Below are 26,805 nucleotides of genomic sequence, written 5' to 3'. Positions count from 1 at the left end.
GTAACGTAAAAGCGTTTACACATGCGGGTCAACGCCCTGTCGAGCGTGTGCGGTAACGATTACGTAACACGGCCGTCGCCCGACTGGCGATCCGGCCGCTCGTGGCCCTAGCGGACGGGCGCGCCGATGCCCGCGACGACCGTCGGGTGCGGCGCACCGGAGCCGTCGCGCCTCCCCGTCGCCGCGGGGAGCTCGAGGGCGACGCCGCCGGCACCCGACGCGCGGGCCGGCAGCGCGCCGACCCAGGCGAGGACGAGCGTGTCCTCGCCGCGCAGGAACCGGTGCGCGCGCACGCCGCCGGTCGCCCGACCCTTGGCCGGGTACTCGGTGTACGGCGCGACCTTGAGCGAGCCCGGCTGGGTGCCCGGCAGCGCGTCCGACGAACCGGACGAGGTGACGACGACGTTCTCGGCCGCCGGGTCGACGGCCCCGAAGAAGACCGCAGACGCCTTGGGGGAGAGGCGGATCCCCGCCATGCCGCCGGCGGCGCGACCCTGCGGCCGGACCGACGACGCAGGGAAGCGCAGCAGCTGCGCGTCGTTGGAGACGAACACGAGGTCCTCGGCGCCGTCGCGCAGCTCGACCGCGCCGACGACCGTGTCGCCGTCCCTGAGCGAGACGACCTCCCAGTCGGGGCTCTTCGGGTACTCGGGCACGACGCGCTTGACGACGCCCTGCGCCGTGCCGAGCGCGAGGCCCGGGCCGTCGGGGTCGAGCGAGACGATGGTCAGCGGCTCCTCGCCACGCGGCAGGTCGACGTAGACGGCGAGCGGAGCGCCCCCGGAGAGGCTGGGGGAGCCGCCGAGCGGCGGCAGGGCCGGCAGCTCGAGGGCGGACATCCGGACCATCCGGCCGCGGGAGGTGACGAGTGCGAACTCGCCTCTCGCGGTGGTGCGCACGGCCCCGACGATCGCGTCGTGCTTGGCGCGCGGACCGTCCGCGGGGATCGGTTCGGCGGAGGAGGTACGGGCCAGCAGGCCGGTCGAGGAGAGCAGCACCCAGCACGGGTCGTCGCTCACCTCGAGCGGCGTGGTCTGGGTGACCGGCGTGCCGGCCGACTCCAGGAGCACCGTGCGGCGGGGTGTGCCGTGGGCCTTGGCGACGTCGGCGAGCTCGCCGGAGACGGTGCGGCGCAGCAGCTTCTCGTCGGCGAGGATGGCCTCGAGCTCCTCGATGAGGCGCTTGAGCTCGTCGCGCTCGGCCTCGAGCTCGATCCGCGAGAACTTCGTGAGCCGGCGCAGCTGGAGCTCGAGGATGTACTCGGCCTGGACCTCGGAGAGGTCGAAGACGTCGATGAGCCGGGTGCGTGCGGCGGCGGCGTCGTCGCTGCCGCGGATCAGCTGGATGACCTCGTCGATGTCGAGGATCGCGACGAGCAGGCCCTCGACGAGGTGCAGCCGGTCCTTGCGCTTGCCGAGGCGGTACTCGGTGCGCCGGCGCACGACGTCGGTGCGGAACTGCACGTAGACGCGCAGCAGCTCCTTGAGCCCGAGGGTCTGCGGCTGGCCGTCGACGAGCGCGACGTTGTTGATGCCGAAGGAGTCCTCCATCGGCGTGTGCTTGTAGAGCTGCTCGAGGACGGCCTCGGGGTTGAAGCCGTTCTTGACCTCGAAGACCAGGCGCAGGCCGTTCTTGCGGTCGGTGAGGTCCTTGACGTCGGAGATGCCCTGGAGCTTCTTGGCCTGGACGAGGACCTTGACCCGCTCGATGACCTTCTCGGGGCCGACGAGGTAGGGCAGCTCGGTGACGACGATGCCCATCCGGCGTGGGGTGAGCTTCTCGACGCGGGCGGTGGCGCGGGTGAGGAACTTGCCGCGGCCGGTGAGGTAGGCGTCGCGGATGCCGTCGAGCCCGACGATCCGGCCGCCGCCGGGCAGGTCGGGGCCGGGGACGAACTTCATGAGGTCGTCGAGCGAGCAGTCCGGGTGGTCCAGGAGGTGGCGGGCGGCGCCGATGACCTCGACGAGGTTGTGCGGCGCCATGTTCGTCGCCATGCCGACGGCGATGCCGCTCGTGCCATTGACGAGGAGGTTCGGGTAGGCCGCGGGCAGGACGCCGGGCTGCTCGAGGGAGTCGTCGTAGTTGGGGACGAAGTCGACGGTCTGCTCGTCGAGACCGGTGACCATGAGCAGCGCGGCGGGGGCCATCCGGGCCTCGGTGTAGCGCGAGGCGGCCGGGCCGTCGTCGAGGGAGCCGAAGTTGCCGTGGCCGTCGACGAGCGGCAGGCGCATCGTCCAGGGCTGCGCCAGGCGCACGAGGGCGTCGTAGATCGCCTGGTCGCCGTGGGGGTGGTACTTGCCCATGACCTCGCCGACGACGCGGGAGGACTTGACGTGCGGGCGCTCCGGGCGCAGGCCGAGCTCGGACATCCCGTAGAGGATGCGCCGCTGGACCGGCTTGAGGCCGTCGCGGGCGTCGGGCAGCGCGCGGGAGTAGATGACGCTGTAGGAGTACTCGAGGAACGCGGTGCGCATCTCCTCCTCGACGTCGATGTCGACGACGGTGCCGAGGGAGTCCTCGGGGGGAGGCGGGGGGGTCGTGCGCTTGGCCATGGGGTGGCGGCCGTCCTCGTGCTCGTGCGGTGCGCCGGGGTCAGACCCCGGCAGGGGTCGCCCCCATCCTCACAAACGCCCCCGTCGGGGTCGTCACGACACTCCGAACCGGCCCCGGTGCAGCACCTCGTCGACCCCGCGGCGGCGGCGCGTGCGCGCCGACCCGGACACCCGCTCGGCCTCGTGGCCCAGGGCGACGACCCCGACGAGCCGGCGCCCGGCGGGCACGTCGAAGGCCGCCAGGACCTCGTCGTGGCGCTCGGCGGGCACGCCGAAGAACAGCGCCCCGAGCCCGCGGTCGACCGCGCCGAGCAGCACGAGCATCGCCGCCATCGCCGTGTCGGTGTCCCAGTAGGGGACCGGCCAGCGGGCCGGGTCGCGGTCGGCCCACCCCTTGTCGGGCTCGGCGTAGCGGTCGAGGTAGGCGTCGGGGTCGGACAGGCACAGCAGCAGGACCGGCGCGGCCGAGACGCCCCGCAGCCAGGCGTCGGGTGCGCCCGGGCCGGACGCCGCGGCCCAGTAGCGCTCGCGGTCGGCCGCGTCGGACAGCGCGACGAAGTCCCAGCCCTGGCTGAAGCCCGCGCTCGGCGCCCGGACGGCGAGCGCGACGAGGTCGCGGACCACCGCCTCCGGCACCGGCCGCGCCGGGTCGAACCGTCGGACCATGCGCCGCCGTCGGACGGCCTCGTCGAGCTCCACCCCGACAGTGTGCCCGTCACGCGCGGGCCGTCCCCGGGTGGCAGGATGGAGGCATGGCGGAGGCGACGCTCCCCCCGGGCTACCCCATCGCGTGGGAGGCCGACGTGGTGCTCCGCGACGGCACGGTGGCGAGCGTCCGGCCCATCCGCCCCGCCGACGGCGACGCCCTGCGCCGCTTCCACAACGCGCAGTCCGACGAGTCGATCTACCTGCGCTTCTTCGCGCCGCTGCGCCGCCTCTCGGACGCCGACGTCCACCGGTTCACGCACGTCGACTACACCGACCGCGTCGCGCTCGTCGTGACGATGCGCGAGGAGATCATCGGGGTCGGGCGCTTCGACCGGCTCGACGCCCGCAGCGCCGAGGTCGCGTTCAACATCAGCGACCACTACCAGGGCAAGGGCATCGGGTCGGTGCTGCTCGAGCACCTCGCCGCCATCGCCCGCGACGTCGGCATCGCCCGCTTCACCGCCGAGGTGCTGCCGCAGAACCGCAAGATGCTCGCCGTCTTCTCCGACGCCGGCTACGAGGTGGCGCGTCGGGTCGAGGACGGCGTCGTCGAGGTCGGCTTCGACATCGAGCCCACCGACCGCTCGCGGGCCGTCGAGATGAGCCGCGAGCACCGCGCCGAGGCCCAGAGCCTGCACTCGGTGCTCACCCCGGACACCATCGCCGTCGTCGGCGCGAGCCGGCGCACCGACACCTTCGGCGGACAGCTGCTCGACCGGCTCCTGGAGTCGGGGTTCGCCGGCCGGGTCGTGCCGGTCAACCCGAGCTCGAAGAAGGTGCGCCGGCTGACCTGCTACCCGACCGTGCGCGACGTGCCCGGGACGGTCGACCTGGCCATCGTCGCGGTGCCCGCCGCGGCCGTGCTCGACGTCGTCGACGACTGCGCGGAGGTGGGCGTCAAGGCGCTGCTCGTCGTGTCCGCGGGCTTCGCCGAGGACGGCCCGGAGGGGGCCGCGCGCCAGGCCGAGCTCGTGCGGCGGGCCCGCGGCGCCGGGATGCGCGTCATCGGCCCGAACTCCTTCGGCATCATCAACAACGACCCCGAGGTGCGGCTCAACGCCACCCTCGCGCCGACGCTGCCGCCGCCCGGCCGGCTCGGGCTCTTCGCGCAGTCGGGGGCGCTCGGCATCGCCGTGCTCGCGTCGGCCGCCCGGCGCAACCTCGGCATCTCGACCTTCGGCTCGGCCGGCAACCGGGCGGACGTGTCCGGCAACGACTTCATGCAGTACTGGATCGACGACTCCTCCACCGACGCGGTCGGCCTGTACCTGGAGTCGATGGGCAACCCGCGCAAGTTCTCTCGGATCGCGCGCAAGCTCGCGCTCATCAAGCCGGTCATCGTCGTCAAGTCCGGCGTCTCGCGCTTCGGGGTCCCGCCGGGGCACGCGGTGCGCGAGACCAAGGCGCGCCCCGAGGTCTTCCGGGCGATGCTCAACCAGGCGGGCGTCATCCGCGTCGAGAACGTCCACCAGCTCTTCGACGTCGGCCAGCTCGTCGTCCACCAGCCGCTGCCGGCGGGCGACCGCGTGGCCGTCGTCGGCAACTCCGCCGCCCTCGGGGCGCTGACCGGCGACGCGTGCGCCAGCTGGGGGCTGACCGTCGCGCACGGGCCGGTCAGCCTGCCCAGCGAGGCGTCGGCCGAGGACTTCCACGCCGCCCTGCGGCGCGCGTTCGAGGACCCCGGGGTCGACTCGGTCGTCTCGTGCTTCATCCCGCCGCTCGCGACCGGTGACGCCGACGTCGCCGCGGCCGTCCGCGCGGCGGCCGCCGAGTCCGACAAGCCGTGCGTCGCGACCTTCCTCGGCCTGCGCGGCGTCGACGACCGCGGCTCGGTGACGGGCACCGGCGGCGAGGTCCGGGCCATCCCGGTCTACGCGATGCCCGAGGACGCCGTGCGCGCGCTCGCCGCCGCGACCCGGTACGGGCAGTGGCGGGCCCGCGACCACGGCACCCCGGTCGCACCCGTCGGCATCAACCGGCGCGTCGCCGAGGACGTCGTCGAGACCGTCCTCTCGGTGCACCCGAACGGCCGCCGGCTCACCCACGACGAGGCCACCGCCCTGCTGTCGGCCTACGGGGTCGACCTCTGGGGGCAGCAGGAGGTCGCGACCGTCGAGGACGCCGTCGCCGCCGCCGAGCGTGTGGGCTACCCGGTCGTCCTCAAGTCCGTCGCCCCGATGGTGCGCCACCAGGGCGGCTCGGGCGGCGTGCGCGTCGACCTCGACGGCGAGCGCTCGCTGCGCGCCGCGTGGGCCTCGCTCAGCGAGCGGCTCGCCCCGCTCCAGGCCGACCGCTTCGTCGTGCAGCGGATGGCCAGCCAGGGCGTCGCGTGCGTCGTCTCCTCCGACGAGGACCCGCTCTTCGGCCCGGTCATCGGCTTCTCGGTGGCCGGCCTGCCGACCGAGCTGCTCGGCGACGTCGCGTACCGCATCCCGCCGCTCACCGACGTCACCGTCTCCGAGCTCATCTCGTCGGTCAAGGCCGCGCCGGTGCTCCACGGCTACCGCGGGCAGACCCCGGTCCATCGCGCCGCGCTCGCGGACCTCATCGCGCGCATCTCCGTCCTCGCCGACGACATGCCCGAGGTCGCCTCGCTCGTCCTCAACCCGGTCAACGCGCACCCCGGCGGCGTCGAGGTGCTGGGGGCCGAGATCTCGGTCGCGCCGGCGCCGCGTCGCATCGACCCGGGGCGCCGCTCGCTCACCTGATCGACGACTCGCACGGGGGACGTCGCCGGCGCGCGGCACAATGGGCCCCATGACCAGCGCCCACCACGCTCCCGCCCTCCCGGCGGACCTCATCGCCTCCATCGACCGGGCCGGCTACTTCCCGGCCCTCGTCGCGGACGTCGTCTCCGCGGCCCTCGGGAGCGAGCGCATCGACAACCACCTCGTGCACCTCGAGACGACGTTCGACCGCGACGTCGTCCGGCGGCACATCACGGTGCTGGTCCTCACCCCGACCCGGCTGCTCATCGCGCACGCCGACGACCACGCCGACGAGCCGCCGGCCCCGCAGGAGGTCGCGACCGCGACGACGGAGTCCATCCCCCTGTCCGCGGTCAAGGGCGTCATGCTCACCCACGTCGTCGAGAAGCCCGAGTCGTACGTGCCGGGCACGCTCGGCCGCGAGGTGACGCTGACCCTCGGCTGGGGCACCGTGGCCCGCATCGACATGGTGCCGGCCACGTGCAGCGACCCCGACTGCGACGCCGACCACGGCTACGAGGGGACGATCACCGGCGACGACATCGCGCTGCGCATCTCGGCCGCGGCCGACGGCGACGACAAGCTCCAGCGGGCGCTGGCCTTCGCCCGCGACCTGTCCGGCGCCATCGGGCAGCGCTGAGCGTGCTCCTCCCCGCCGCGCCCGACTACGCCTCCGGCAGCCTCGCCGACGTCCTCCCGTGCGTGTGCGCGTCGCTCGGCGTGCCCGGGGCGGTCGGCGGGCTGGGGCTGGCCCCGGCGCGGCGGGCCGTCGTCGTCCTCGTCGACGGGCTCGGGGCCGCGCAGCTCTCGCGGCGGCTCGGCCACGCGCCCTGGTTCCGGTCGCTCGCGGGCTCGACGCGGCGGGTGCCGGCCGGCTTCCCGTCGACCACCGCGACCTCGATGGGCACCTTCGGCACCGGCACGACGTCGGGTGCGCACGGGATGCTCGGGTACGAGGTGATGGTGCCGGGGGAGGACCGCATCTTCAACGAGCTGTCGTGGGAGGACGGCCCGGTGCCCGAGCGCTGGCAGAGCCTGCCCACGTGGTTCGAGCGCGCCGAGGCCGACGGGGTGGCGGTGACCCGCATCGGCCCGGCCTTCTTCGACGGCTCGGGCCTCACGCAGGCCGCGCTGCGCGGCGGGCGCTTCCGGGCCGCCGACGCGCTCGCCGCCCGGGTCGACGCCGCCCTGGCCGCCGTGCGCTCGGCCCCTCGCTCGCTCGTCTACCTCTACTGGGGCGAGGTCGACAAGCTCGGCCACGTCCACGGGCCCGAGTCCTTCGAGTGGACGACCGAGCTCGAGGCCGTCGACCGCGAGCTCTCGCGCCTCGCGGCCCGGCTGCCCGACGACACCTCCCTCACCGTCACCGCGGACCACGGGATGGTCCTCTGCCCGCAGGAGACGCGCCTCGACGTCGCCCGCGAGCCGGGGATGCTCGACGGCGTGCACCTGCTCGGCGGCGAGCCGCGAGCCACCCACGTCTACTGCCGCCCCGGGGCCGCCGCCGACGTCGCCGCCGCGTGGTCGGGGTGGCTGGGGGAGCGCGCGAGCGTCGTCCACCGCGCCGACGCCGTGGCCGCCGGCTGGTTCGGGACGGTCGACCCGGCGCACCTGCCCCGCATCGGCGACCTCGTCGTCGTCGCCCACGACGACTTCTGCCTCGTCGACTCCGCGCGGATGCGCCCGCAGCTGCTCGCGCTCGCGGGGATGCACGGGGCGCTGACCGCCGAGGAGCTCGACGTGCCGGTGGTCCACGCGCCGGCCCGCGTCGCCTAGGGTGTTCGCCCGTGGCGGATCTGGTGTTCTTCTCGGGGACGATGGACTGCGGCAAGTCGACCCTTGCCCTGCAGATCGACCACAACCAGCGCGCCCGCGACCGGCAGGGCATCATCTTCACGAAGCTGGACCGGGCGGGGGAGTCGGTGCTGTCCTCGCGCCTCGGGCTCGAGACGAGCGCCGTCGAGGTCGGTGACGACCTGGACTTCTGGGACGTCGTCGTCGAGCGGCTGACCGCCGGCGGGCGGGTCGACTACGTCATCTGCGACGAGGCGCAGTTCTACACGCCGCGCCAGGTCGAGCAGCTGGCCCGGCTCGTCGACGAGCTCGGCATCGCGGTGACGGCGTTCGGCATCACCGCCGACTTCCGGACCGAGCTCTTCCCGGGCTCGCGCCGCTTCATCGAGCTCGCGGACCGGGTCGAGGTGCTCCAGGTCGAGGCGCTCTGCTGGTGCGGGCGCCGGGCCACGCACAACGCGCGCATCGTCGACGGCGTCATGGTCGTCGAGGGCGCCCAGGTCGTCGTCGGCGACACCGCGGCCGCGAGCGAGGGGCTCGTCGAGTACGAGGTGCTGTGCCGCCGCCACCACATGCGCCGGATGAACAGCCACGCGGCGCGCCAGGCGTCGCCCACGCCGGACACGCTCCCGTTCGACCTCGACGCCTGCCCGGTCCCGCCACCCGCCTGAGCCCCACGCGTCCCCCGCGCCTCACCTTTTCGGGGTCACCCCGAAATGTCCACGAGACCCCGGTTCCGAGCCGGGGTCTCGCCGACGAACCGCCGAAGCGTCATTGGGTCGAGGTGAAACCCGACCGCGAGAGGGTCGAGTTTCACCTCGAACCGCCGGGGTCTCGCTGGGTCGAGGTGAAAAGCGACCGCGAGAGGGTCTGGTTTCACCTCGAACCGCCGGGGTGGCCGGGGTCAGGAGGGGCCGGAGCCCTTCGTGCCGAAGACGATGTCGTCCCAGCTGGGGACGCTCGGGCGGCCCTTGCGGCCGGCCGACGGGCGCGCCGAGGCGGCCGGGGGCTCGACAGGATCGGGCTGCGAAGGCGTCGCGGGCTCGGGAGCCGGGGAGACCGGTGCCTCGCGGACGGCGCGGTCGGCCTCGGCCTCCTCGCGGGCGTCGTCCTCGGGCCAGCCGCCGACGAGGGCGGTCGACGTGGTCGGCTCCTCGAGGTGCTCCTGGACCGGCTTCCGGGCGCGTGCGGCGGGCGGCGGCGGCGCGAGGACCGGGTCCTGGGCCAGCTCCTCGATGGGCAGCGCGTCGGGGCGGCCGTCGTCCTCGCCGGGCGTGTGCGTCGGGGAGGTGCGCCGCTTGGAGCGCCGGCCCCGCGCGCTGTGCTCGCGCATCGCGGCCATGAGGTCGATCGGCTCGTGCGGCTCGCGGGCCCGCGGCGCGGGCGAGCCCCCCGCGCGCTCGATGCCGCCGTCGGCGTCGACGTCGTACACGTCGAGGTCGCCCGGGGTCGGCGCGCGGTGCGGGGCGGGCAGCAGGCCGGAGGTCGTGTCCTCGCTCAGCCAGCGCGCCTCGTCGTTGGTCGGGGTGACGGAACCGCCGAGCGGCTCGTACAGCCAGGTGGCGGTGCGGCGGCGCCCGCCGGCGGCGAAGCCCATCGAGACCTGCCAGACGCCCTCGTCGTCGCGCGCCGAGTCCCACTCGACGTCGTCGCGGTCGACGTCACGGTCGCGCAGCCGCTCGGCGACGCGCTCCTCGAGGGTGACCGGGGCCGGGCCGCGGGTCCCGACGGCGCAGCGACGGGCCACGCGGGCGACGTGCTCGCGCTCGGCGAGGATCGGGCCCTCGAAGCGGTGCACCTTCTCGACCGGCCAGCCCGAGCGCTCGGCGACCTCCTCGGCGGACAGGCCACGCCGGATGAGCGCCTGCACCTCGCGCGGGCGCATCCCGCCGGACATCTCGATCTGGAGCTGGCCGAGCCGGGGCCGGTCGCGCCGCGCGGCGGCGCGCAGCGGCTCGTCGAGCGGCAGCCGGTAGCGACCACCCTCGGCGTCCGCGAGCAGGAGGTGCTGACCGTCCTCGTGGACGCCGATGAGGCGAAGGTCCTGCATGTCCGTACTCCCGGGTCGCTGGTCGTCAGGATGACGATGCCACCCTCGCGCACGTCGAGGGTGGAGCCCACGCCGGGTGTCCGCCGATTGCCCGGATAACCTCGTGCCATGACCGCTGCGACCGGCGACCTCGCCCCCTACGACGTCGTCCTGCTGGGCTCCTTCGGCGGCCCCGAGTCCGAGGACGAGGTCATGCCGTTCCTGCGCCGGGTGACCGCCGGCCGCAACATCCCCGACGAGCGCCTCGTCGCCGTCGGCGAGCACTACTACGCGCGGGGCGGCCGCAGCCCGATCAACGACCTCAACCGCGACCTTCTCGCCCGCCTGCGGGCCGAGCTGGGGCGCCGGGGCATCGACATCCCCGTCGTCTGGGGCAACCGCAACTCCGAGCCGTTCTTCGCCGACGCCCTCCACGAGGCCCTCGACGGCGGCGCGACGCGGGTCGTCTCGCTCTTCACGAGCGCCTACTCCTGCTACTCCTCGTGCCGGCAGTACCGCGAGGACCTCGCGAGCGCGATGGAGCAGGTCGGTCCGGCCGGTGACGGGCTCGCCGTCGACAAGGTGCGCCAGTACGTCCACCACCCGCGGCTCGGTGCCGCGTGGGCGCGGGCGCTCGCCACGGCGCTGCGCGGCCTCGACGACCCGGCCGCCGCGCGCATCCTCTACGTGACGCACTCGATCCCGCTCGCGATGGACGACACCTCCGGGCCGGGCGACGGCGAGGGCAACCTCTACACCGACCAGCACCTGCGGCTCGGCCGGCGCCTCGACGAGGTCGTCGGCGCCCAGCTCGGCGTCCAGCTGCGCGGCGAGCTCGTCTTCTGCTCGCGCTCCGGACCGCCGAGCCAGCCCTGGCTCGAGCCGGACGTCAACGACCGCATCGAGGAGCTCGCCGCCGAGTCGAGCGCCCCGGTCGTGTGCGTCCCCATCGGCTTCGTCTCCGACCACATGGAGGTCGTCCACGACCTCGACACCGAGGCGGCCGAGACCGCCGAGCGGGTCGGGGTGCCCTTCGTCCGGGTGCCCACGCCGCACGCCGACGACGAGTTCGTCGAGGGCCTCGTCGACCTGCTCCTCGAGCGGGCCGCCGAGGCGCGCGGCGAGGTCGTCGTCCCGGAGTCCTGGCTGCCCGGCGACGTCCGGCCGTCGGTCTGCGCTCCCGGCTGCTGCCCCAACCTGCGGGTGGCCAAGCCGGCCCTGTGCGGCAGCGACTGATGCTCCCCGACGTCCCCGCCGGGCTCGACCTCGCGCAGCTCGAGGACGTCGCCTGCCGCGTGGCCCGCGAGGCCGGGGGGCTCGTGCGCGACGAGCGGCCCGACGACCTCGGGTTCAGCACGAAGTCGACGGGCACCGACGTCGTGACCGAGATGGACCAGCGCAGCCAGGAGCTGCTGCTCGACCGGCTCGGCGCGCTGCGCCCGGACGACGCCGTCCTCGGCGAGGAGGAGGGCGGCCGCGAGGGGACGAGCGGGGTCACGTGGGTCGTCGACCCCATCGACGGGACGACGAACTACCTCTACGGCGTGCCGGCCTACGCGGTGTCGGTGGCGGCCGTCGTCGGTGACCCGACCCGGCCCGGGCACTGGCGCAGCGTCGCGGGCGCGGTGCTCGACCCCGAGCGCGACGAGCTGCACCACGCCCGCCTCGGTGGCGGCGCCTGGCTGACGACGGCCGCCGGCACCCGCCGCCTGCGCGCCCGTGGCACGACCGACCTCGCGCTCGCGCTCGTCGGCACCGGCTTCGGGTACGACGCCGCCGTGCGCGCCCGGCAGGCGGCCGTCCTCGCCGAGGTCCTCCCGCGGGTGCGCGACGTCCGCCGGCACGGCAGCGCCGCGCTCGACCTGTGCGCCGTCGCCACCGGCCGGCTCGACGGCTACTACGAGAGCGGGCTCAACGCCTGGGACCGCGCCGCCGGCGAGCTCGTCGCCCGCGAGGCCGGCGCGGTCGTCGGCGGGAGCGTCGACGACGTCGCCTCGCGCGACCTCACGTGGGCCGGGGCGCCGGGCATCGCGGACGCCCTCGCGGACCTCGTCCGGCCCCTCACCGCCGCGCACGTCGGGAGCCTCGGGCAGCCCCGTTGACCACCCGCTCCGAGCGTCCCGGGCCGTGGGGTGGACCCGCGTGGCGGGGGTGTCCGGCGATGGTGCACAATTCGGCGCGCACGATCGTCCCACCGGGCACAAAGACGCCACCCCGTGCGTTGTCCCGGCCGATCGGCACGACGAAGGGTGGAACACCAGCATGGCAACCGACTACGACGCACCTCGCAAGACCGAGGAGGACGTCTCCGAGGACTCGATCGAGGAGCTGAAGAACCGGCGCGTCGACTCCCGGTCCTCGAGCGTGGACGTCGACGAGACCGAGCAGGCCGAGGGCTTCGAGCTGCCCGGTGCCGACCTCTCGGGCGAGGAGCTCTCGGTGCGGGTCCTCCCGCGCCAGGCGGACGAGTTCACCTGCTCGCAGTGCTTCCTCGTCCACCACCGCAGCCAGCTCGCGAGCGACGCGAAGGGCGTCCTCGTCTGCCGCGACTGCGCGGCCTGAGCCCCACCGCACCCGTGGGAGGCCCGACCCGCGTGCCCGTCGCCGTCCGGCGGCTGCACGAGGACGCCGTCCTCCCGCGCTACAGCACCGAGGGGGATGCCGGGGCCGACCTCAGCAGCGTCGCCGAGGTGACCCTGGCGCCGGGGGAGCGGGCGCTGGTCCCGACCGGGATCGCGCTCGCGCTGCCGCCGGGCACCGTGGGGCTGGTGCACCCCCGCTCGGGCCTCGCGGCCCGGCACGGCGTGAGCATCGTCAACGCCCCGGGCACCGTCGACTCCGGCTACCGCGGCGAGGTGCTGGTCAACCTGGTCAACCTCGACCCGACCGAGAGCTTCACGGTGCGGGTCGGCGACCGGATCGCCCAGCTCGTCGTCCAGGAGTACCTCCACGCCGACTTCTCGGCCACCGATTCGCTTCCCGGCAGCGCCCGGGGAGAGACTGGACACGGGTCCACCGGGGGCTTCGGCTTGACCGACACCCCGTGACCCACCGACCACCACACGTTTCGAGGACCACCGCCGTGAGCATCTTCCGCAGGAGCAAGCGCACCGAGACCGAGCCGGCGTCCGCGCCGGAGGTCGAGGACGCCACCACCGTCGAGGACGAGGTCACCGACGTCGCGCCGGAGACCGACGCGGCCGACCGGTCGAGCGGCCCCTACGACGTCAGCGAGGTCGACGGGCGCGACGGCCGCCTCGACCTCGGCGCCCTCTGGGTGCGCGGCGTCCCCGGGATGGAGCTGCGCCTCGAGGTCGAGCAGGAGACGCAGGTCGTCAACGCGGCGACGGCGGTGTTCGGCGAGTCCGCCCTCCAGGTGCAGGCCTTCGCGGCGCCGCGCACCGAGGGCCTGTGGGCCGACATCCGCCGTGAGATCGCGATGTCCGTCGAGCGGCAGGGCGGCACCGTCGAGGAGGTCCCGAGCGACCTCGGGACGCGGCTGCGGACGCGCCTGCCGTCGGCCGGCCCGGACGGGCGCACCGTCTTCGCCCCGGCGACCTTCGTCGGCGTCGACGGCCCCCGCTGGTTCCTGCGCGGCGTCCTGTCCGGGCGCGCGGCCATCGACGACGAGGCGGCCGAGCCGCTGCTCGAGCTGCTCCGCGAGCTCGTCGTCGTCCGCGGCACCGACCCGATGGCCCCGCGCGAGCTCCTGCCGCTGCGCCTGCCCCAGGACGAGCCGGCGGCGACCGCTGACGAGCCCGACGACGACGGCCCCGCGACGCTCGACCCCTTCGAGCGCGGGCCCGAGATCACCGAGGTGCGCTGATGACCCTCCGCGAGCGCCTGCGCGACCTCTCGCGCACGCCGCTGGAGCAGGACGCCGACGAGCTGCAGCAGCAGTCGGCCTCCGAGGGCGGCGACGACCTGTCGGCCCTGGCCCCCCGCTTCTCCGCGTGCGTGTGCGGCTCGGTCCGCGCCGTGACGCTGCCCCCGCGCCGCAGCGTGCCCGCCCTCGTCGCCGAGGTGTGGGACGGCAAGGGCGCGGTCAACCTCGTGTGGGTGGGCCGGCGCTCCATCGGCGGCATCGAGCCCGGGACGTTCGTGCGGGCCCGCGGCCGGGTCACGACGGTCCGCGGGGTGCAGACGATCTTCAACCCCGCCTACGAGATCCTCCCGAAGCAGTGAGCGCGGCCCACCCGGCGCCCGCGGCCGAGACCGTCGAGGCGCTGATCCGCCACCGCCTCTCGGTGGCGCTCGGCGGGTGGCGCGGGTCGGTCGAGACGGCGCTGCCGACCCTCGTCTTCGTCGTGGCCTGGTCGGTGAGCGACCACGACGTCAAGGTCGCCGCCGTCGCCGCGGTCGCGGTGGCCCTCGTCCTCGCGGTGCTCCGGCTCGTCCAGCGCTCGTCCCTGCAGCACGTCGGCGGGGCGGTGTTCGCCACGGCGATCGCCGCGTTCTTCGCGCTGCGCTCCGGGGAGGCGCAGGACGCGTTCCTGCCCGGCATCCTCACGAGCGTCGGCTTCCTCGTCGCGACGCTGGTCTCCATCGTCACCCGCTGGCCCGCGGTCGGCTTCATCGTCGGCGCCGGCGACCCGCGGGCCGCCGAGGACCCGTTCGGCTGGCGCCGCGACGCCGGGATGGTCCGCGTCTGCATCCGGCTCACGTGGGTGCTCGTCGCGATGTACGTCGTCCGGGTCGCGGTCATGGTGCCGCTCTACCTCGACGAGCGGGTCACGCTGCTCGGCGTCGCCAAGGTCGCGCTCGGCTGGCCGCTGTGGGTGGCCGGCATCGCCGTCATGGGCTGGCTGCTCGTCTCCGGACACACGCCGCTCGAGCCCGGGCGTGGGCCCGCCGCCGCTGACGACGCCGACGCGAGCGACGACGCCGACGAGCCGCTGACCGGCCGCGACGCCTGACCCGGCGCCGCCCGACCGGCCTGCGGCTCAGGCCTCCTCGTCGTCCTCGCGCTTCTGGCGACGGCCGGGGGAGAGCAGCGACTCGAGGTCCGACTCGGCCTCCGGGGTCGTGACGAAGAGGAGCTCGTCGAGCGGCTCGAGGGCGTCGTCGCGGCTCGGGGCGATGGGGTGCCCGTCGCGGATGATGCCGGTGAGCACGGTGTCGGCGGGGAAGGGCACGTCCCCGACGCGGGCCCCGGCGTAGGGGCTGCCGAGCGGCAGGGTCATCTCGACCATCATCGCCCGGCCCTGCTGGAACTCGAAGATGCGCACGAGGTCGCCGACGCTCACGGCCTCCTCGACGAGCGCGGTCATCAGGCGCGGGGTCGAGACGGCGACGTCGACGCCCCAGGCCTCGTCGAACATCCACTCGTTCTTGGGGTTGTTGACGCGGGCCACGGTGCGGGGCACGCCGAACTCGGTCTTGGCGAGCAGCGACAGCACGAGGTTGACCTTGTCGTCACCGGTCGCGGCCACGACGACGTCGCACTCGGCGAGGCCGGCCTCGGAGAGGGTGTCGATCTCGCAGGCGTCGGCCTGCAGCCAGCTGGCGTCCGGGACCTTGGACACCCGCTCGCCGTCGGCCTCGCGGTCGACGAGGAGCACCGAGTGGCCGTTGCGGATGAGCTCGCGGGCGATGGACCGCCCGACGGAGCCCGCCCCGGCGATGACGACGCGCATGGAGGAGCCTTTCGGGGTCAGTGGGAGGGGGGCGGCGCGTCGAGGACGCGCTCGGCGGTCGCGAGGTGCTCGCGGAGCAGGGCGAGGTGCACGAGGTCGCCCTCCTGGTACACGGTGTCGGCGCCGGGGATGAACCCGTCGCCGAGCCGGGTCACGTAGGCCAGCCGGCCCTCGGTGGCCGTCTCGACCTCGGTGTAGCGGCGGCCGATCCACGACGCCGCCACCGGGATCTCGGCGATGACGACGTGCCCCGACGGGTCGGTGAACTCGGGGACGTGGCCCTGGGGGAGCAGGCGGCGGAGCATCTGGTCGCTCGTCCACTTGACGGTGGCGACGGTGGGGATGCCGAGGCGCTGGTAGATCTCGGCGCGGCCGGGGTCGTAGATGCGGGCGACGACGTTCTCGACGCCGAACTTCTCGCGGGCCACGCGGGCGGCGAGGATGTTGGAGTTGTCACCGCTGGAGACCGCGGCGAACGCGTAGGCGTCCTCGATGCCAGCGGCCCGCAGCGTGTCGCGGTCGAAGCCGACGCCGGTGACCGTGCGCCCCTCGAAGGAGGTCCCGAGGCGCCGGAAGGCGCTCTCGTCCTGGTCGACGACGGCGACCTCGTGGCCGGCGCGTTCGAGGGCCCGGGCGAGGGAGGCGCCGACACGGCCGCAGCCCATGATCACGAAGTGCACGACAGGGACGCTACTACGCGCCCGCAGCCGACGGACCGCAGTCCGGGACGTGCACGCGCCACGTGCGCTTCTGCCTACAGTTGTCCTCGTGTCAACACCCGGACGTCTCGTCAAGCGCGTCATCCTCGGGCGGGCGATGCGCAGTGACCGTCTCGGAGAGACGCTGCTGCCGAAGAAGCTCGCCCTGCCGGTCTTCGCGAGCGACGCACTGTCGTCGGTGGCCTACGCCCCCGACGAGATCCTGCTCACCCTCGGGCTCGCGGGCGGCACGCTCGCGCTGACCCAGTCGTGGAAGATCGCGCTCGTCGTCGTCTTCGTCATGGCGATCGTCATCATGAGCTACCGGCAGAACGTCCACGCCTACCCCAGCGGTGGCGGCGACTACGAGGTGGCGAGCGTCAACCTCGGGCCGCGTGCCGGCCTGACGGTGGCGAGCGCGCTGCTCGTCGACTACGTCCTGACGGTCGCGGTGTCGGTGTCGTCGGGCGTGCAGAACGCCGCGGCGGCCTTCGGCTTCGTCCGGGGGCACGAGGCGGTCGTGGCGGTGCTCATCATCGTCGCGCTGACCGCGATGAACCTCCGCGGGGTGCGCGAGTCCGGGACGGCGTTCGCCATCCCCACCTACCTCTTCATGGCGAGCGTCCTCGGCATGGCCGCGTTCGGCTTCTTCCGCAAGGTCTCCGGCGACCTGCCGCTGGCCGAGAGCGCGTCGCTGACGCTGCGCGCCGAGAGCGGCTTCGAGGAGCTCGGCACCGTCGCGATGGCCTTCCTCCTGCTGCGCGCGTTCTCGTCCGGCTGTGCCGCGCTCACCGGCGTCGAGGCCATCTCGAACGGCGTGCCGGCCTTCAAGAAGCCCAAGAGCCGCAACGCCGCGACGACCCTGCTCCTCATGGGCGTCGTCTCGGTGACGATGCTCATGTCGATGATCACGCTGGCCGCCTGGACGGGCGTCCACTACGCCGACGACGAGGCCAACCAGCTGCTGCGCGACGGCGTGCCGGTCGGCGACGACTACGTCCAGGACACGGTCATGGGCCAGGTGTCCAAGGCCGTCTTCTCCGACTTCCACCTCGGCGTGGTGATCGTCTCGATCGTCACCGGCCTCATCCTCGTGCTCGCCGCGAACACGGCCTTCAACGGCTTCCCGGTGCTCGGCTCGATCCTCGCGCGCGACGGCTTCCTGCCGCGCCAGCTGCACACCCGCGGCGACCGCCTCGCGTTCTCCAACGGCATCCTCATCCTCGCCGGCGCGGCGGCCGCCCTCGTCGTCGTCTTCAACGCCGACGTCACCCGGCTCATCCAGCTGTACATCGTCGGCGTGTTCGTGTCGTTCACGCTCTCGCAGATCGGGATGGTCCGGCACTGGAACCGGTACCTGCGCGTCGAGAAGGACCCCGCGTCCCGGGCCCGGATGATGCGCAGCCGTGTCATCAACGGCGTCGGCGCGGCGATGTCCGGCACCGTCCTCCTCGTCGTGCTCGCGACGAAGTTCACGCACGGCGCGGGGTACGCGATCGCGGCGATGGCGGTCCTGTTCTTCCTCATGCTCGCGATCCGCAAGCACTACGACCACGTCCGCGACGAGCTGAGCGTCGAGGAGCGCGACACCAAGGCGCAGATGCTCCCGTCGCGCGTCCACGCCATCGTCCTCGTCGCGAAGATCCACAAGCCGACGCTGCGCGCGCTGGCCTACGCCCGGGCGACCCGTCCCTCGGTGCTCGAGGCGATCACCGTCTCGGTCGACCCGGACGAGACCAAGGGCCTGCAGCAGGAGTGGGACCGGCGCGACATCCCCGTGCCGCTCAAGGCCCTCGACAGCCCGTACCGCGAGATCACCCGCCCGGTGCTCGACTACGTCAAGTCGATCCGCACCGACAACCCGCGCGACATCGTCGTCGTCTACATCCCGCAGTACGTCGTCGGGCACTGGTGGGAGCAGATCCTCCACAACCAGAGCGCCCTGCGACTGCGCACCCGGCTGCTCTTCACGCCCGGGGTCATGGTGTCGTCGGTGCCGTGGCAGCTCGCGTCGTCCGAGGGCGCCGAGGACCGGATGGACGGGCCGGTGGCGGGCGACGTCCGCCGCGGCGAGTGATGGCGGAGCACCCCGAGGGGCTCGCGGTCGGCGACGAGGTCGAGGTCGAGGTCACGGCCTTCGCCCACGGCGGGCACTCGATCGCCCGCGCCGACGGCCAGGTCCTCTTCGTCCGCCACACGCTGCCCGGTGAGCGGGTGCGCGCGCGGGTGACCGAGACCGGCTCCGGCGGGCGGTTCGTGCGCGCCGACGCGGTCGAGGTGCTCGACGCCTCCCCGGACCGCGTCGCGCCGCCGTGCCCGTGGAGCGGTCCGGGGCGCTGCGGCGGCTGCGACCTCCAGCACGTCGCGCTCGGCGCGCAGCGCCGGCTCAAGGCCGGCGTCGTCCGCGAGCAGATGCGCCGCCTCGCCGGGCTCGAGGTCGAGGTCGACGTCGAGCCCGTGCCGGGGGACGACGGCGGGCTGGACTGGCGCACGCGCGTCGAGTTCGCCGTCGACGCCGAGGGCCGGGCGGGCCTGCGCCGGCACCGCTCGCACGAGGTCGTGCCGGTCGACCACTGCCGCATCGCCGCCCCCGGGGTCGACGCCCTGCGCGTGACGGAGCGCACCTGGCCCGGCGCCGAGCTCGTCGATGTCGTCGCGCCCTCGGTCGGGGCGCCCGTGGCCGTCGAGGTGCCGGGCGGCCCCGTGCCGGACGTCGTCGAGCGGGTCGAGGTGCCGGCCACCGACGACCGCCCGGGGTTCGTGCACGACTTCTCCGTCTCGGCCCGGGGCTTCTGGCAGGTGCACCCCGGCGCCGCCACGACCTTCCTCGCCGCGGTTTTCGACGGGCTGCGGGTCCGCCCGGGCGAGCGGGCGCTCGACCTGTACTGCGGCGTCGGGCTGTTCGCCGCCGCGCTGTCCGAGGCGGTCGGCCCGGACGGTCAGGTCGTCGCGGTCGAGGCCGACCGCGACGCCGTCGCCCGGGCGAGCGAGGACCTGGGGGCCGCGGGCAACGTCGCCGTCGTCGGGGCCCGGGTCGACGACGCCTTCGGCCTGGCCCGAACGGACCGTCGCCGGGGCGCGCCGCGCGGGCGCGGTCGTCGGCCGGCGCGCTCGCCGCTGCTGCCACAGCGGGCCGACGTCGTCGTCCTCGACCCGCCGCGCACCGGTGCCGGCCCCGCGGTCGTGGGGGCCGTCGCCGACCTCGCGCCCCGGGCGGTCGCCTACGTCGCCTGCGACCCCGCGGCGCTGGCGCGCGACACCGCGGCCCTGCTCGCCCGCGGCTACCGGCTCGTCTCGCTGCGGGCCTTCGACGCCTTCCCGATGACCCACCACGTCGAGTGCGTCGCGATCTTCGAGCCCTCGACGGCGTGACGGCTCGACCGGGCCGGCGCGTCGTCGTCACGGCGGCGCTCGGGGTGCCGTTCCTCGCGGCGGGCTGCTCGGCGTCCACGACCGGCGGCGACGACGCTCCGGAGGGGCCGGCGCCGGAGCGCATCACGTACGGCCCGCACGAGGCCCAGTTCGCGGAACTCACGCGGCCGACCAGTCGCTCGCGCGGTGTCGTCGTCGTGCTCCACGGCGGGTTCTGGCTCGCTGAGTACGACATCTCCCTCGCCCGCCCCCTGGCCGCCGACCTCGTGCGGCGGGGCTGGACGGCGCTGGCGGTCGAGTACCGCCGCGTCGGCGACGGCGGCGGCGTGCCCGCGACCCTCGACGACGTCTCGGCCGCGCTCGACCTCCTCGCCGACCGGGGTCTCGCCGACGGTCCGGTCGTCACGCTCGGCCACTCCGCGGGCGGCCAGCTCGCCGTCTGGTCGGCGGCCCGGCGGCGGCTCGAGCGCTGGCGCGGGGCGCAGGTCGTCCCGACGCACGTCGTGTCACAGGCCGGCGTCCTCGACCTGCGGACCGCCGCCGACGAGGACCTCGGCGGGGGAGCGGTGCCGGGCTTCCTCGGCGGCTCGCCGCAGGAGCGGCCGGAGGCCTACGCCTGGGCCGACCCGGTCGCGCTCGTACCCGTCGAGGCACCGGTCTGGTGCGTCCACGGCCCGGACGACGGCACGGTCCCGATCGCCCAGTCGCAGGCGTACGTCCGCGCCGCCCTCGCGACCGGGGGAGCGGCCACGCTGGTCGAGGTGCCCGGCGACCACCTCGACCAGGTCGACACCGGCTCGGACGCCTGGGCCCGCACGGTGGCCGTGCTCGACGGCCTCTGAGCAACCCCGCCGTCACCGTGATGGCGGGGAAAGGCTTTCGGGACGGGGATGCATCCGCGGCCCGGGCAGCTTTCCGCGTCGTCACCGTGATGACGCGGAAGCTCCCACGCGAGGCCGCGCGACACCCGGTGGGCGGGCATAGGCTCGACGCCACCGACCCGGTGTGGTTAGATATCTTGACGTCAAGATAAATAGCGGGTCCGTGCGACGACGCAACGACCCGGAAGGAGACCCGGTGGCCAGCACGAACAGCTTCGACGCCCACGGCACGCTCGAGGTGGGCGAGAAGTCCTACGAGATCTACCGGCTGTCGACGGTCGAGGGCAGCGAGTCCCTCCCGTACAGCCTCAAGGTCCTCCTCGAGAACCTCCTGCGGACCGAGGACGGCGCCAACATCACCGCGGACCACATCCGCGCGCTCGGCGGCTGGGACGAGAACGCCCAGCCCGACACCGAGATCCAGTTCACCCCGGCCCGCGTCATCATGCAGGACTTCACCGGGGTGCCCTGCGTCGTCGACCTCGCGACGATGCGCGAGGCGATGAAGGACCTCGGCGGCGACGCCTCGAAGATCAACCCGCTCGCCCCGGCCGAGCTCGTCATCGACCACTCCGTCCAGATCGACGTCTTCGGCCGCGCCGACGCCTTCGAGCGCAACGTCGAGATCGAGTACCAGCGCAACGGCGAGCGCTACAAGTTCCTCCGCTGGGGTCAGACGGCGTTCGACGACTTCAAGGTCGTCCCCCCGGGGACCGGCATCGTCCACCAGGTCAACATCGAGCACCTGGCCCGCACGGTCATGGTCCGCGACGGCGTCGCCTACCCCGACACCTGCGTCGGCACCGACAGCCACACGACGATGGTCAACGGCCTCGGCGTCCTCGGCTGGGGCGTCGGCGGCATCGAGGCCGAGGCCGCGATGCTCGGCCAGCCCGTCTCGATGCTCATCCCGCGCGTCGTCGGCTTCAAGCTGACCGGCGAGATGAACCCCGGCGTCACCGCGACGGACGTCGTCCTCACGATCACCGACCTGCTGCGCAAGCACGGTGTCGTTGGCAAGTTCGTCGAGTTCTACGGCGCCGGCGTCACGGCCCTCCCGCTCGCCAACCGCGCGACGATCGGCAACATGAGCCCCGAGTTCGGCTCCACCTGCGCGATCTTCCCGATCGACGACGTCACGCTCGAGTACCTGCGCCTCACCGGCCGCGCCGAGGACGACGTCGCCCTCGTCGAGGCGTACGCCAAGGAGCAGGGCCTCTGGCTCGACCCGGCCGCCGAGCCGCGCTTCTCCGAGAAGCTCGAGCTCGACCTCACGACGGTCGTCCCCTCGATCGCCGGCCCGAAGCGTCCCCAGGACCGCATCGAGCTGACCCAGGCCAAGAGCGCCTTCCGCGAGGTCCTGCCGACCTACGTCGCGCACGAGGAGGGCTCCGACGGCGAGGCCTCGTCCTTCCCGGCGTCCGACCCGACCCCGCAGGGCAGCCCCGACGGGCAGAACGGCGGCGAGCCGCCGGCCCACGAGGGCACCCCGAGCGGCCGCCCGAGCCGTCGCGTCCCGGTCACGCTCTCGGACGGCACGAGCTTCGAGATCGACCACGGCATCGTCTCGATCGCCTCGATCACCTCGTGCACGAACACCTCGAACCCGTCGGTCATGATCGCGGCCGCGCTCCTCGCGAAGAACGCGGTCGAGCGCGGGCTCACCGCGAAGCCGTGGGTCAAGACCTCGATGGCGCCCGGCTCCAAGGTCGTCACGGGCTACTACGAGGCCGCGCGCCTGTGGCCCTACCTCGAGAAGCTCGGCTTCCACCTCGTCGGCTACGGCTGCGCGACGTGCATCGGCAACTCCGGCCCGCTCGACGAGGAGATCTCGGCGGCCATCCAGGAGAACGACCTCGCCGTCACGGCGGTGCTCTCGGGCAACCGCAACTTCGAGGGCCGGATCAACCCGGACGTCAAGATGAACTACCTCGCGAGCCCGCCGCTCGTCATCGCCTACGCCCTCGCCGGGACGATGGACTTCGACTTCGAGTCCGACGCCCTCGGCCAGGACGCCGACGGCACCGACGTCTTCCTGCGCGACCTGTGGCCGGCCCCGGCCGACGTCGAGGACACGATCCGCGGCGCCATCACCCGCGACCTGTTCGAGCAGGACTACGCCGACGTCTTCGCCGGCGACGAGCGCTGGCGCTCGCTGCCGACGCCCGAGGGTGACACCTTCGCCTGGGACGCCGACTCGACCTACGTCCGCAAGCCCCCGTACTTCGAGGGCATGCAGATGGAGCCCTCGCCGGTCACCGACATCACCGGGGCGCGCGTGCTCGCCAAGCTCGGCGACTCGGTGACGACCGACCACATCAGCCCGGCCGGCTCGATCAAGGGCGACAGCCCCGCGGGCCGCTACCTCGCCGAGCACGGCATCGAGCGCAAGGACTTCAACTCCTACGGCTCGCGGCGCGGCAACCACGAGGTGATGATCCGCGGCACCTTCGCGAACATCCGCCTGCGCAACCAGCTGCTCGACGGCGTCGAGGGCGGCTTCACCCGCAACTTCCTCGCCGGCGGCGAGCAGACGTCGATCTACGACGCGTCGGCCGCCTACCAGGAGGCCGGGGTGCCGCTCGTCGTCCTCGCGGGCAAGGAGTACGGCTCCGGGTCCTCGCGCGACTGGGCCGCCAAGGGCACCGCGCTGCTCGGCGTCAAGGCCGTCGTCGCCGAGTCCTACGAGCGCATCCACCGCTCGAACCTCATCGGAATGGGCGTCCTGCCGCTGCAGTACCCGCAGGGCGAGAACGCCGAGTCGCTGGGCCTGACGGGCACGGAGACGTTCTCGGTCACCGGGATCGAGGCGCTCAACGACGGCACGACGCCGCGCACGGTCTCGGTCGTCGCGACCGCCGAGGACGGCACGGAGACCTCGTTCGACGCGGTCGTGCGCATCGACACCCCCGGCGAGGCGGACTACTACCGCAACGGCGGCATCCTCCAGTACGTGCTGCGGAGCCTCGTGCGCTGACGCACGCGACACCCGAACGCGCCGCCCCGGACCTCACCGACCGGGGCGGCGCGCTCGTCTCCTCGCGGGCTCGCCGCGAGGGGTCTCAGCCCTTCTCGGCGCCCGCGTTCGCGCCCTGGGTGAAGTAGCGCTGGAACACCGCGAAGATGATCGCCGACGGGATGGTCATGAGCAGCGCGGCCGCCATCGAGATGGGGTACTGGTTGCCCGAGCCCAGGCCGCCGGAGGTCAGCTGGCCGACGCCACGGGTGAGCGTGAAGAGGTTCGGGTCGTTCGTCGCGATGATGAAGTGCGCCAGCTCGGTCCACGATCCCTGGAAGGACAGGATCGTCAGGGTGATGACCGCCGGGCGGGCCATCGGGAGGACGACCGACCAGAAGATGCGGAAGGTGCCGGCGCCGTCGATGCGCGCCGCTTCCTCGACCGACGGCGGGATCGACTCGAAGAACTGCTTCATGATGAACACGCCGGCGGCGTCGACGAGCAGCGGGACGATGAGCGCCGGGTAGGTGTTGTAGATCCCGAGGTAGTTGAGCACGAGGAACTTCGGGATGAGCAGCACGATCCCCGGCACCGCGAGCACGGCGAGGATCGCCGTGAACACGGCGTCCCGGCCACGGAACTTCAGCCGCGCGAGGGCGTACCCGGCGAGCGAGTTGAAGAACACCCGACCGATCGTCACGCACACGGTGACGATGACGGAGTTCGTGAACCACAGCGGGAAGTCGGTCTCGGCGAGCCGCTGGAACGCCGCGGTCGTCAGTGGGTCCGGGACGATCCCGAGGGGGTTGGCCACCGCGTCGCCGTTGGTCTTGAGCGAGGTCGAGACCTGGACGACGAACGGGTAGATGTAGACGACCGAGAACGCGACGAGCGCGAGGTAGACCGCAAGCCGCTTGCCGCGGCCGGAGCGGTGCACCACGGCCCCGCCGTCACCCGCCGGCTTCGTCCCGAGCGTCGATGTCGCCTCGGACCGGGTCCGCGGATCGACGGTGTCCGTGGAGAAGGTGTCCCTCATGCCGTCGCCTCCTTCTTCTTCGCCGCGCGCTGCTGGGCGCGCCGGGCCTTCTTCGCGGCCGCCTCGTCCTTGTCGCGCAGGACGAACCGCTGGAACGTCGTGAGCACGAAGATGAGGACGAAGAGCAGGAACGCCATCGCGGCGCCCTGGCCCCACTGCTGCTGCCCGAACGCGGCGGTGTACGACAGGTACGCCGGCGTCAGCGTCGTCTTCGCGGGGCCGCCCTGCGTCATGACGTACATCTGGTCGAACACCTGCCAGGTGCCGATGACCCCGAGGGTGACGACGAGCAGCACGGTCGGGCGCAGGTGCGGCAGGGTGACGGCCCGGAACCGCTGCCAGCGGTTGGCGCCGTCGACGAGCGCGGCCTCCTCGACCTCCGTCGGCAGGTCCTGCAGGGCCGCGAGGAACATGAGCATGAACGTGCCGGCCGTGGTCCAGACGACCTGGAGCATGATCGCCGAGAGGGCCACCGAGGGGCCGCTGAACCAGTCCCAGAGCGACAGGCTCATCACCTGCGTGTCGGCGAGCGCCCCGGGCGGGGAGTCCAGGCTCCACAGCCCCAGGCCCTGCCCCGCGAGGTGGATCAGCCCTCTGGGGTCGGAGAACCACGTCGGGCCGTCGATGCCGAAGATCCCGAGGAACTGGTTGACGGCGCCCGTCCCGGTGAAGAGGAAGAGGAACACCAGCGAGATCGCGACGGACGACACGACCGAGGGGAAGTAGAAGGCCGTCCGGAAGAACGTGCGGCCCTTGAGGAAGCGCTGGTTGACGATGACGGCCAGGCCGAGCGCGAGGAACGTCTGGAGCGGGACGACGCCCACGACGTAGTAGAAGGTGTTGCGCAGCGAGATCATGAAGTCCTGCCGCGACAGCCCCTGCTCGGTGAGGAGCGCCTGGTAGTTCTCGGTGCCGACGAAGCCGACGCGGGACGAGAACGGGCTCCCGCGACCCGTCCAGTCCGTGAAGGACACCCAGATCGCCATGAGGATCGGGATGACGAGGAAGAGCCCGAGGACGACGAGCGTGGGGGTGACGAACAGCCACCCCGCGGTGGACTGACGCTGTCCGTCACCGCGGCGGCGGCGCCGCGGGGCCCGGCCGGAGCCGGTCCCCGCGGCCGTGCCGCGCTCGGTGACCGTGTCGGCGGTGCTCACTGTCCGAGCGCGGAGCCGGCGTTGGTGTCGAAGCTCTCGAGGACCTGCGGCAGGTTGGCGTTGCCGAAGCTCTCGAGCTTGGAGTTGAGGTCGGCGACGACCTGCTCCATGCCGGGGGCGTTGATCGGGCCGTGGCCGTACTCACCGCCGGCGATGAAGGGGGCGTCCTCGGGGAACTTGCTCTTGTACTGGTCGGCGGCCGACTGGCGGCTCGGCATGACCCCGAACGCGTCGGCGAAGGCCATCTGCTGGTCGACCGTCGTCAGCGACTTCACGAGGTCGACGGCCTGGGCCTGGGCCTTGGAGTCGGACGCGACGCCCCAGCACTGGGTGAACTGGAGCGTGCCCTTGCCCGCCGGGCCCGCCGGCAGCTCGACGGTCGTGTACTTCAGGTCGGGGTAGTCGTTCTTGACGGCGCCCTTGATCCAGTTGCCTTCGATCGTCATCGCGGCCTTGCCGGTACCGAACGCCTCACCGCCCCACCCGGAGTCGAGCTGGTTGGACATCTTGAAGTTCCCGGCCTCGACGTTGCGCTGGACGTACTCCAGGGCGTCGGTGACCGCCGGGGTGTTCGCGGACGCGCTCTTGCCGTCCTCGGACAGCCACCAGCCGCCGTTCTGGACGACGAACGCGCCGAGGCGGTCGATGCCGACCCCGATGCCCAGGCCGACCTGGTCCTTCGTGGTCAGCTTCTTCGAGACGGCCTCGAGCTGGTCCCACGTCGTCGGGACGTCGGCGTCGGTCAGGCCGGCCTTCTCCCACGAGTCCGTGTTGATCTCGAGGGCGAGGGTCGAGAAGTCCTTGGGTGCGCAGTACTGCTTGCCCTCGTACGTGAAGGTCTGGCGCAGCGACTCGTAGAAGTCGCTGTTGTCGGAGAGCTGGTCCGCGTACGGGTAGAGGCTGCCGTTCTTCGCGTAGTCGGCGAAGCGCGAGGCGTCCATGTAGAAGACGTCGGCGGGCTTGCCGCTGGCGAAGCCCTGGGCGAGCTGCTGGTTCATGTCGCTGGCGACCGTGACGGTGACCTTGTTGCCGGACTTCTGCGCCCAGGCGTCGGCCGCCGCCTTGACGGCGTTGGTCTCGGCGTCGCCGGAGGACGCGATGAGCATCGTCAGGTCCACCGGCCCGCTGGCCGACGCCGGTGCGCTGGATGCACCCTCCTCCTCGAATCCTCCTCCGCCGCAGGCGGACAGGGCCAGGGCGCCGGTGAGGGCCAGGACCAGGGCGGTGCTACGGGTCGTGCGCGTCATCGTGACTCCTTCGTCGGGGTGGTGCGCG

General features: G+C 73.3%; 23 protein-coding genes. 15 read left to right on the top strand and 8 right to left on the bottom strand.

Annotated features, from left to right (window positions below; genetic code table 11):
• Positions 1–107 precede the first annotated feature (107 nt).
• A complete protein-coding gene (locus KMZ30_RS03780) occupies positions 108–2,552 on the bottom strand; it encodes a DNA gyrase/topoisomerase IV subunit A (protein ID WP_215511520.1) in 2,445 nt (814 codons plus the stop codon).
• 93 nt (positions 2,553–2,645) lie between these two features.
• Positions 2,646–3,251 carry a nitroreductase family protein gene (locus KMZ30_RS03775; RefSeq protein WP_215511521.1) on the bottom strand — a complete coding sequence of 202 codons (606 nt, stop codon included), beginning with the start codon at positions 3,249–3,251 and terminating at the stop codon, positions 2,646–2,648.
• A gap of 53 nt (positions 3,252–3,304) precedes the next feature.
• Between KMZ30_RS03775 and KMZ30_RS03770 the strand changes: the two genes are divergently transcribed.
• From KMZ30_RS03770 to KMZ30_RS03755, 4 genes are read left to right on the top strand one after another with little or no spacing between them, the layout of a single operon-like run.
• Positions 3,305–5,968 (top strand): bifunctional acetate--CoA ligase family protein/GNAT family N-acetyltransferase, encoded by a 2,664-nt coding sequence (locus KMZ30_RS03770; protein ID WP_215511522.1) that lies wholly within the window; start codon positions 3,305–3,307, stop codon positions 5,966–5,968.
• 49 nt (positions 5,969–6,017) lie between these two features.
• Positions 6,018–6,608, top strand: a complete 591-nt coding sequence (locus tag KMZ30_RS03765) for a DUF5998 family protein (protein ID WP_215511523.1) — start codon at positions 6,018–6,020, stop codon at positions 6,606–6,608.
• A gap of 2 nt (positions 6,609–6,610) precedes the next feature.
• Positions 6,611–7,744 (top strand): alkaline phosphatase family protein, encoded by a 1,134-nt coding sequence (locus tag KMZ30_RS03760; RefSeq protein WP_215511524.1) that lies wholly within the window; start codon positions 6,611–6,613, stop codon positions 7,742–7,744.
• An 11-nt stretch (positions 7,745–7,755) separates the two neighbouring features.
• A complete protein-coding gene (locus tag KMZ30_RS03755) occupies positions 7,756–8,433 on the top strand; it encodes a thymidine kinase (protein ID WP_030528987.1) in 678 nt (225 codons plus the stop codon).
• A gap of 233 nt (positions 8,434–8,666) precedes the next feature.
• Here KMZ30_RS03755 and sepH read toward each other — a convergent pair whose 3' ends face one another.
• Entirely contained in the window at positions 8,667–9,812 is a 1,146-nt protein-coding gene (gene sepH, locus KMZ30_RS03750; protein ID WP_215519857.1) for a septation protein SepH, read from the bottom strand.
• Between the two features lie 108 nt (positions 9,813–9,920).
• Here sepH and KMZ30_RS03745 point away from each other — a divergent pair, with 108 nt between their 5' ends.
• The 7 genes from KMZ30_RS03745 to KMZ30_RS03715 all read left to right on the top strand — a co-directional run bounded on the left by KMZ30_RS03745 (position 9,921) and on the right by KMZ30_RS03715 (position 14,707).
• On the top strand, positions 9,921–11,027 hold the full coding sequence (locus KMZ30_RS03745; RefSeq protein ID WP_215511526.1) for a ferrochelatase: 1,107 nt from the start codon (positions 9,921–9,923) through the stop codon (positions 11,025–11,027).
• On the top strand, positions 11,027–11,893 hold the full coding sequence (locus KMZ30_RS03740) for an inositol monophosphatase family protein (RefSeq protein WP_215511527.1): 867 nt from the start codon (positions 11,027–11,029) through the stop codon (positions 11,891–11,893). Before KMZ30_RS03745 ends, KMZ30_RS03740 begins: the two co-directional genes overlap by 1 nt.
• A gap of 160 nt (positions 11,894–12,053) precedes the next feature.
• Positions 12,054–12,353 carry a DUF4193 domain-containing protein gene (locus tag KMZ30_RS03735; protein ID WP_030528991.1) on the top strand — a complete coding sequence of 100 codons (300 nt, stop codon included), beginning with the start codon at positions 12,054–12,056 and terminating at the stop codon, positions 12,351–12,353.
• A 32-nt stretch (positions 12,354–12,385) separates the two neighbouring features.
• Entirely contained in the window at positions 12,386–12,838 is a 453-nt protein-coding gene (dut, locus tag KMZ30_RS03730) for a dUTP diphosphatase (RefSeq protein ID WP_308279552.1), read from the top strand.
• 35 nt (positions 12,839–12,873) lie between these two features.
• Positions 12,874–13,617: a DUF3710 domain-containing protein gene (locus tag KMZ30_RS03725; RefSeq protein ID WP_215511529.1), complete on the top strand. Its 744-nt coding sequence runs from the start codon at positions 12,874–12,876 to the stop codon at positions 13,615–13,617.
• Positions 13,617–13,976 carry an OB-fold nucleic acid binding domain-containing protein gene (locus KMZ30_RS03720; RefSeq protein WP_030528994.1) on the top strand — a complete coding sequence of 120 codons (360 nt, stop codon included), beginning with the start codon at positions 13,617–13,619 and terminating at the stop codon, positions 13,974–13,976. The genes KMZ30_RS03725 and KMZ30_RS03720 overlap by 1 nt, the downstream gene beginning before the upstream one ends.
• The gene (locus tag KMZ30_RS03715; RefSeq protein ID WP_215511530.1) at positions 13,973–14,707 is read left to right on the top strand and encodes a DUF3159 domain-containing protein; all 735 of its coding nucleotides are present in this window, start codon (positions 13,973–13,975) and stop codon (positions 14,705–14,707) included. Before KMZ30_RS03720 ends, KMZ30_RS03715 begins: the two co-directional genes overlap by 4 nt.
• A gap of 27 nt (positions 14,708–14,734) precedes the next feature.
• Here KMZ30_RS03715 and KMZ30_RS03710 read toward each other — a convergent pair whose 3' ends face one another.
• The gene (locus KMZ30_RS03710; protein ID WP_207021645.1) at positions 14,735–15,427 is read right to left on the bottom strand and encodes a potassium channel family protein; all 693 of its coding nucleotides are present in this window, start codon (positions 15,425–15,427) and stop codon (positions 14,735–14,737) included.
• Between the two features lie 17 nt (positions 15,428–15,444).
• The gene (locus KMZ30_RS03705) at positions 15,445–16,107 is read right to left on the bottom strand and encodes a potassium channel family protein (protein WP_215511531.1); all 663 of its coding nucleotides are present in this window, start codon (positions 16,105–16,107) and stop codon (positions 15,445–15,447) included.
• Between the two features lie 88 nt (positions 16,108–16,195).
• Between KMZ30_RS03705 and KMZ30_RS03700 the strand changes: the two genes are divergently transcribed.
• The 4 genes from KMZ30_RS03700 (at position 16,196) to KMZ30_RS03685 (ending at position 23,355) form a co-directional block, all read left to right on the top strand.
• Entirely contained in the window at positions 16,196–18,202 is a 2,007-nt protein-coding gene (locus KMZ30_RS03700; protein ID WP_372447501.1) for an APC family permease, read from the top strand.
• Positions 18,202–19,497 carry a class I SAM-dependent RNA methyltransferase gene (locus tag KMZ30_RS03695; RefSeq protein WP_215511533.1) on the top strand — a complete coding sequence of 432 codons (1,296 nt, stop codon included), beginning with the start codon at positions 18,202–18,204 and terminating at the stop codon, positions 19,495–19,497. The genes KMZ30_RS03700 and KMZ30_RS03695 overlap by 1 nt, the downstream gene beginning before the upstream one ends.
• Positions 19,494–20,339 carry an alpha/beta hydrolase family protein gene (locus KMZ30_RS03690; RefSeq protein ID WP_215511534.1) on the top strand — a complete coding sequence of 282 codons (846 nt, stop codon included), beginning with the start codon at positions 19,494–19,496 and terminating at the stop codon, positions 20,337–20,339. The genes KMZ30_RS03695 and KMZ30_RS03690 overlap by 4 nt, the downstream gene beginning before the upstream one ends.
• A 235-nt stretch (positions 20,340–20,574) precedes the next feature.
• Entirely contained in the window at positions 20,575–23,355 is a 2,781-nt protein-coding gene (locus KMZ30_RS03685) for an aconitate hydratase (protein WP_215511535.1), read from the top strand.
• Positions 23,356–23,440: 85 nt separating this feature from the next.
• On the opposite strand, the gene KMZ30_RS03680 is transcribed toward KMZ30_RS03685, so the two are convergent.
• The 3 genes from KMZ30_RS03680 to KMZ30_RS03670 are packed head-to-tail and all read right to left on the bottom strand — an operon-like array spanning position 23,441 to position 26,777.
• Positions 23,441–24,373 (bottom strand): carbohydrate ABC transporter permease, encoded by a 933-nt coding sequence (locus KMZ30_RS03680; protein ID WP_215519856.1) that lies wholly within the window; start codon positions 24,371–24,373, stop codon positions 23,441–23,443.
• Entirely contained in the window at positions 24,370–25,530 is a 1,161-nt protein-coding gene (locus KMZ30_RS03675) for a carbohydrate ABC transporter permease (RefSeq protein WP_308279553.1), read from the bottom strand. The genes KMZ30_RS03680 and KMZ30_RS03675 overlap by 4 nt, the downstream gene beginning before the upstream one ends.
• Complete coding sequence (locus KMZ30_RS03670) at positions 25,527–26,777, bottom strand: extracellular solute-binding protein (RefSeq protein ID WP_215511537.1); 1,251 nt, start codon at positions 26,775–26,777, stop codon at positions 25,527–25,529. The genes KMZ30_RS03675 and KMZ30_RS03670 overlap by 4 nt, the downstream gene beginning before the upstream one ends.
• Between the last annotated feature and the right edge of the window lie 28 nt (positions 26,778–26,805).

The organism is Phycicoccus mangrovi (assembly GCF_018729305.1).
GTDB classification, from domain to species: Bacteria; Actinomycetota; Actinomycetes; order Actinomycetales; family Dermatophilaceae; genus Phycicoccus; species Phycicoccus jejuensis.
This window is presented reverse-complemented; position numbering and strand designations above follow the sequence as displayed.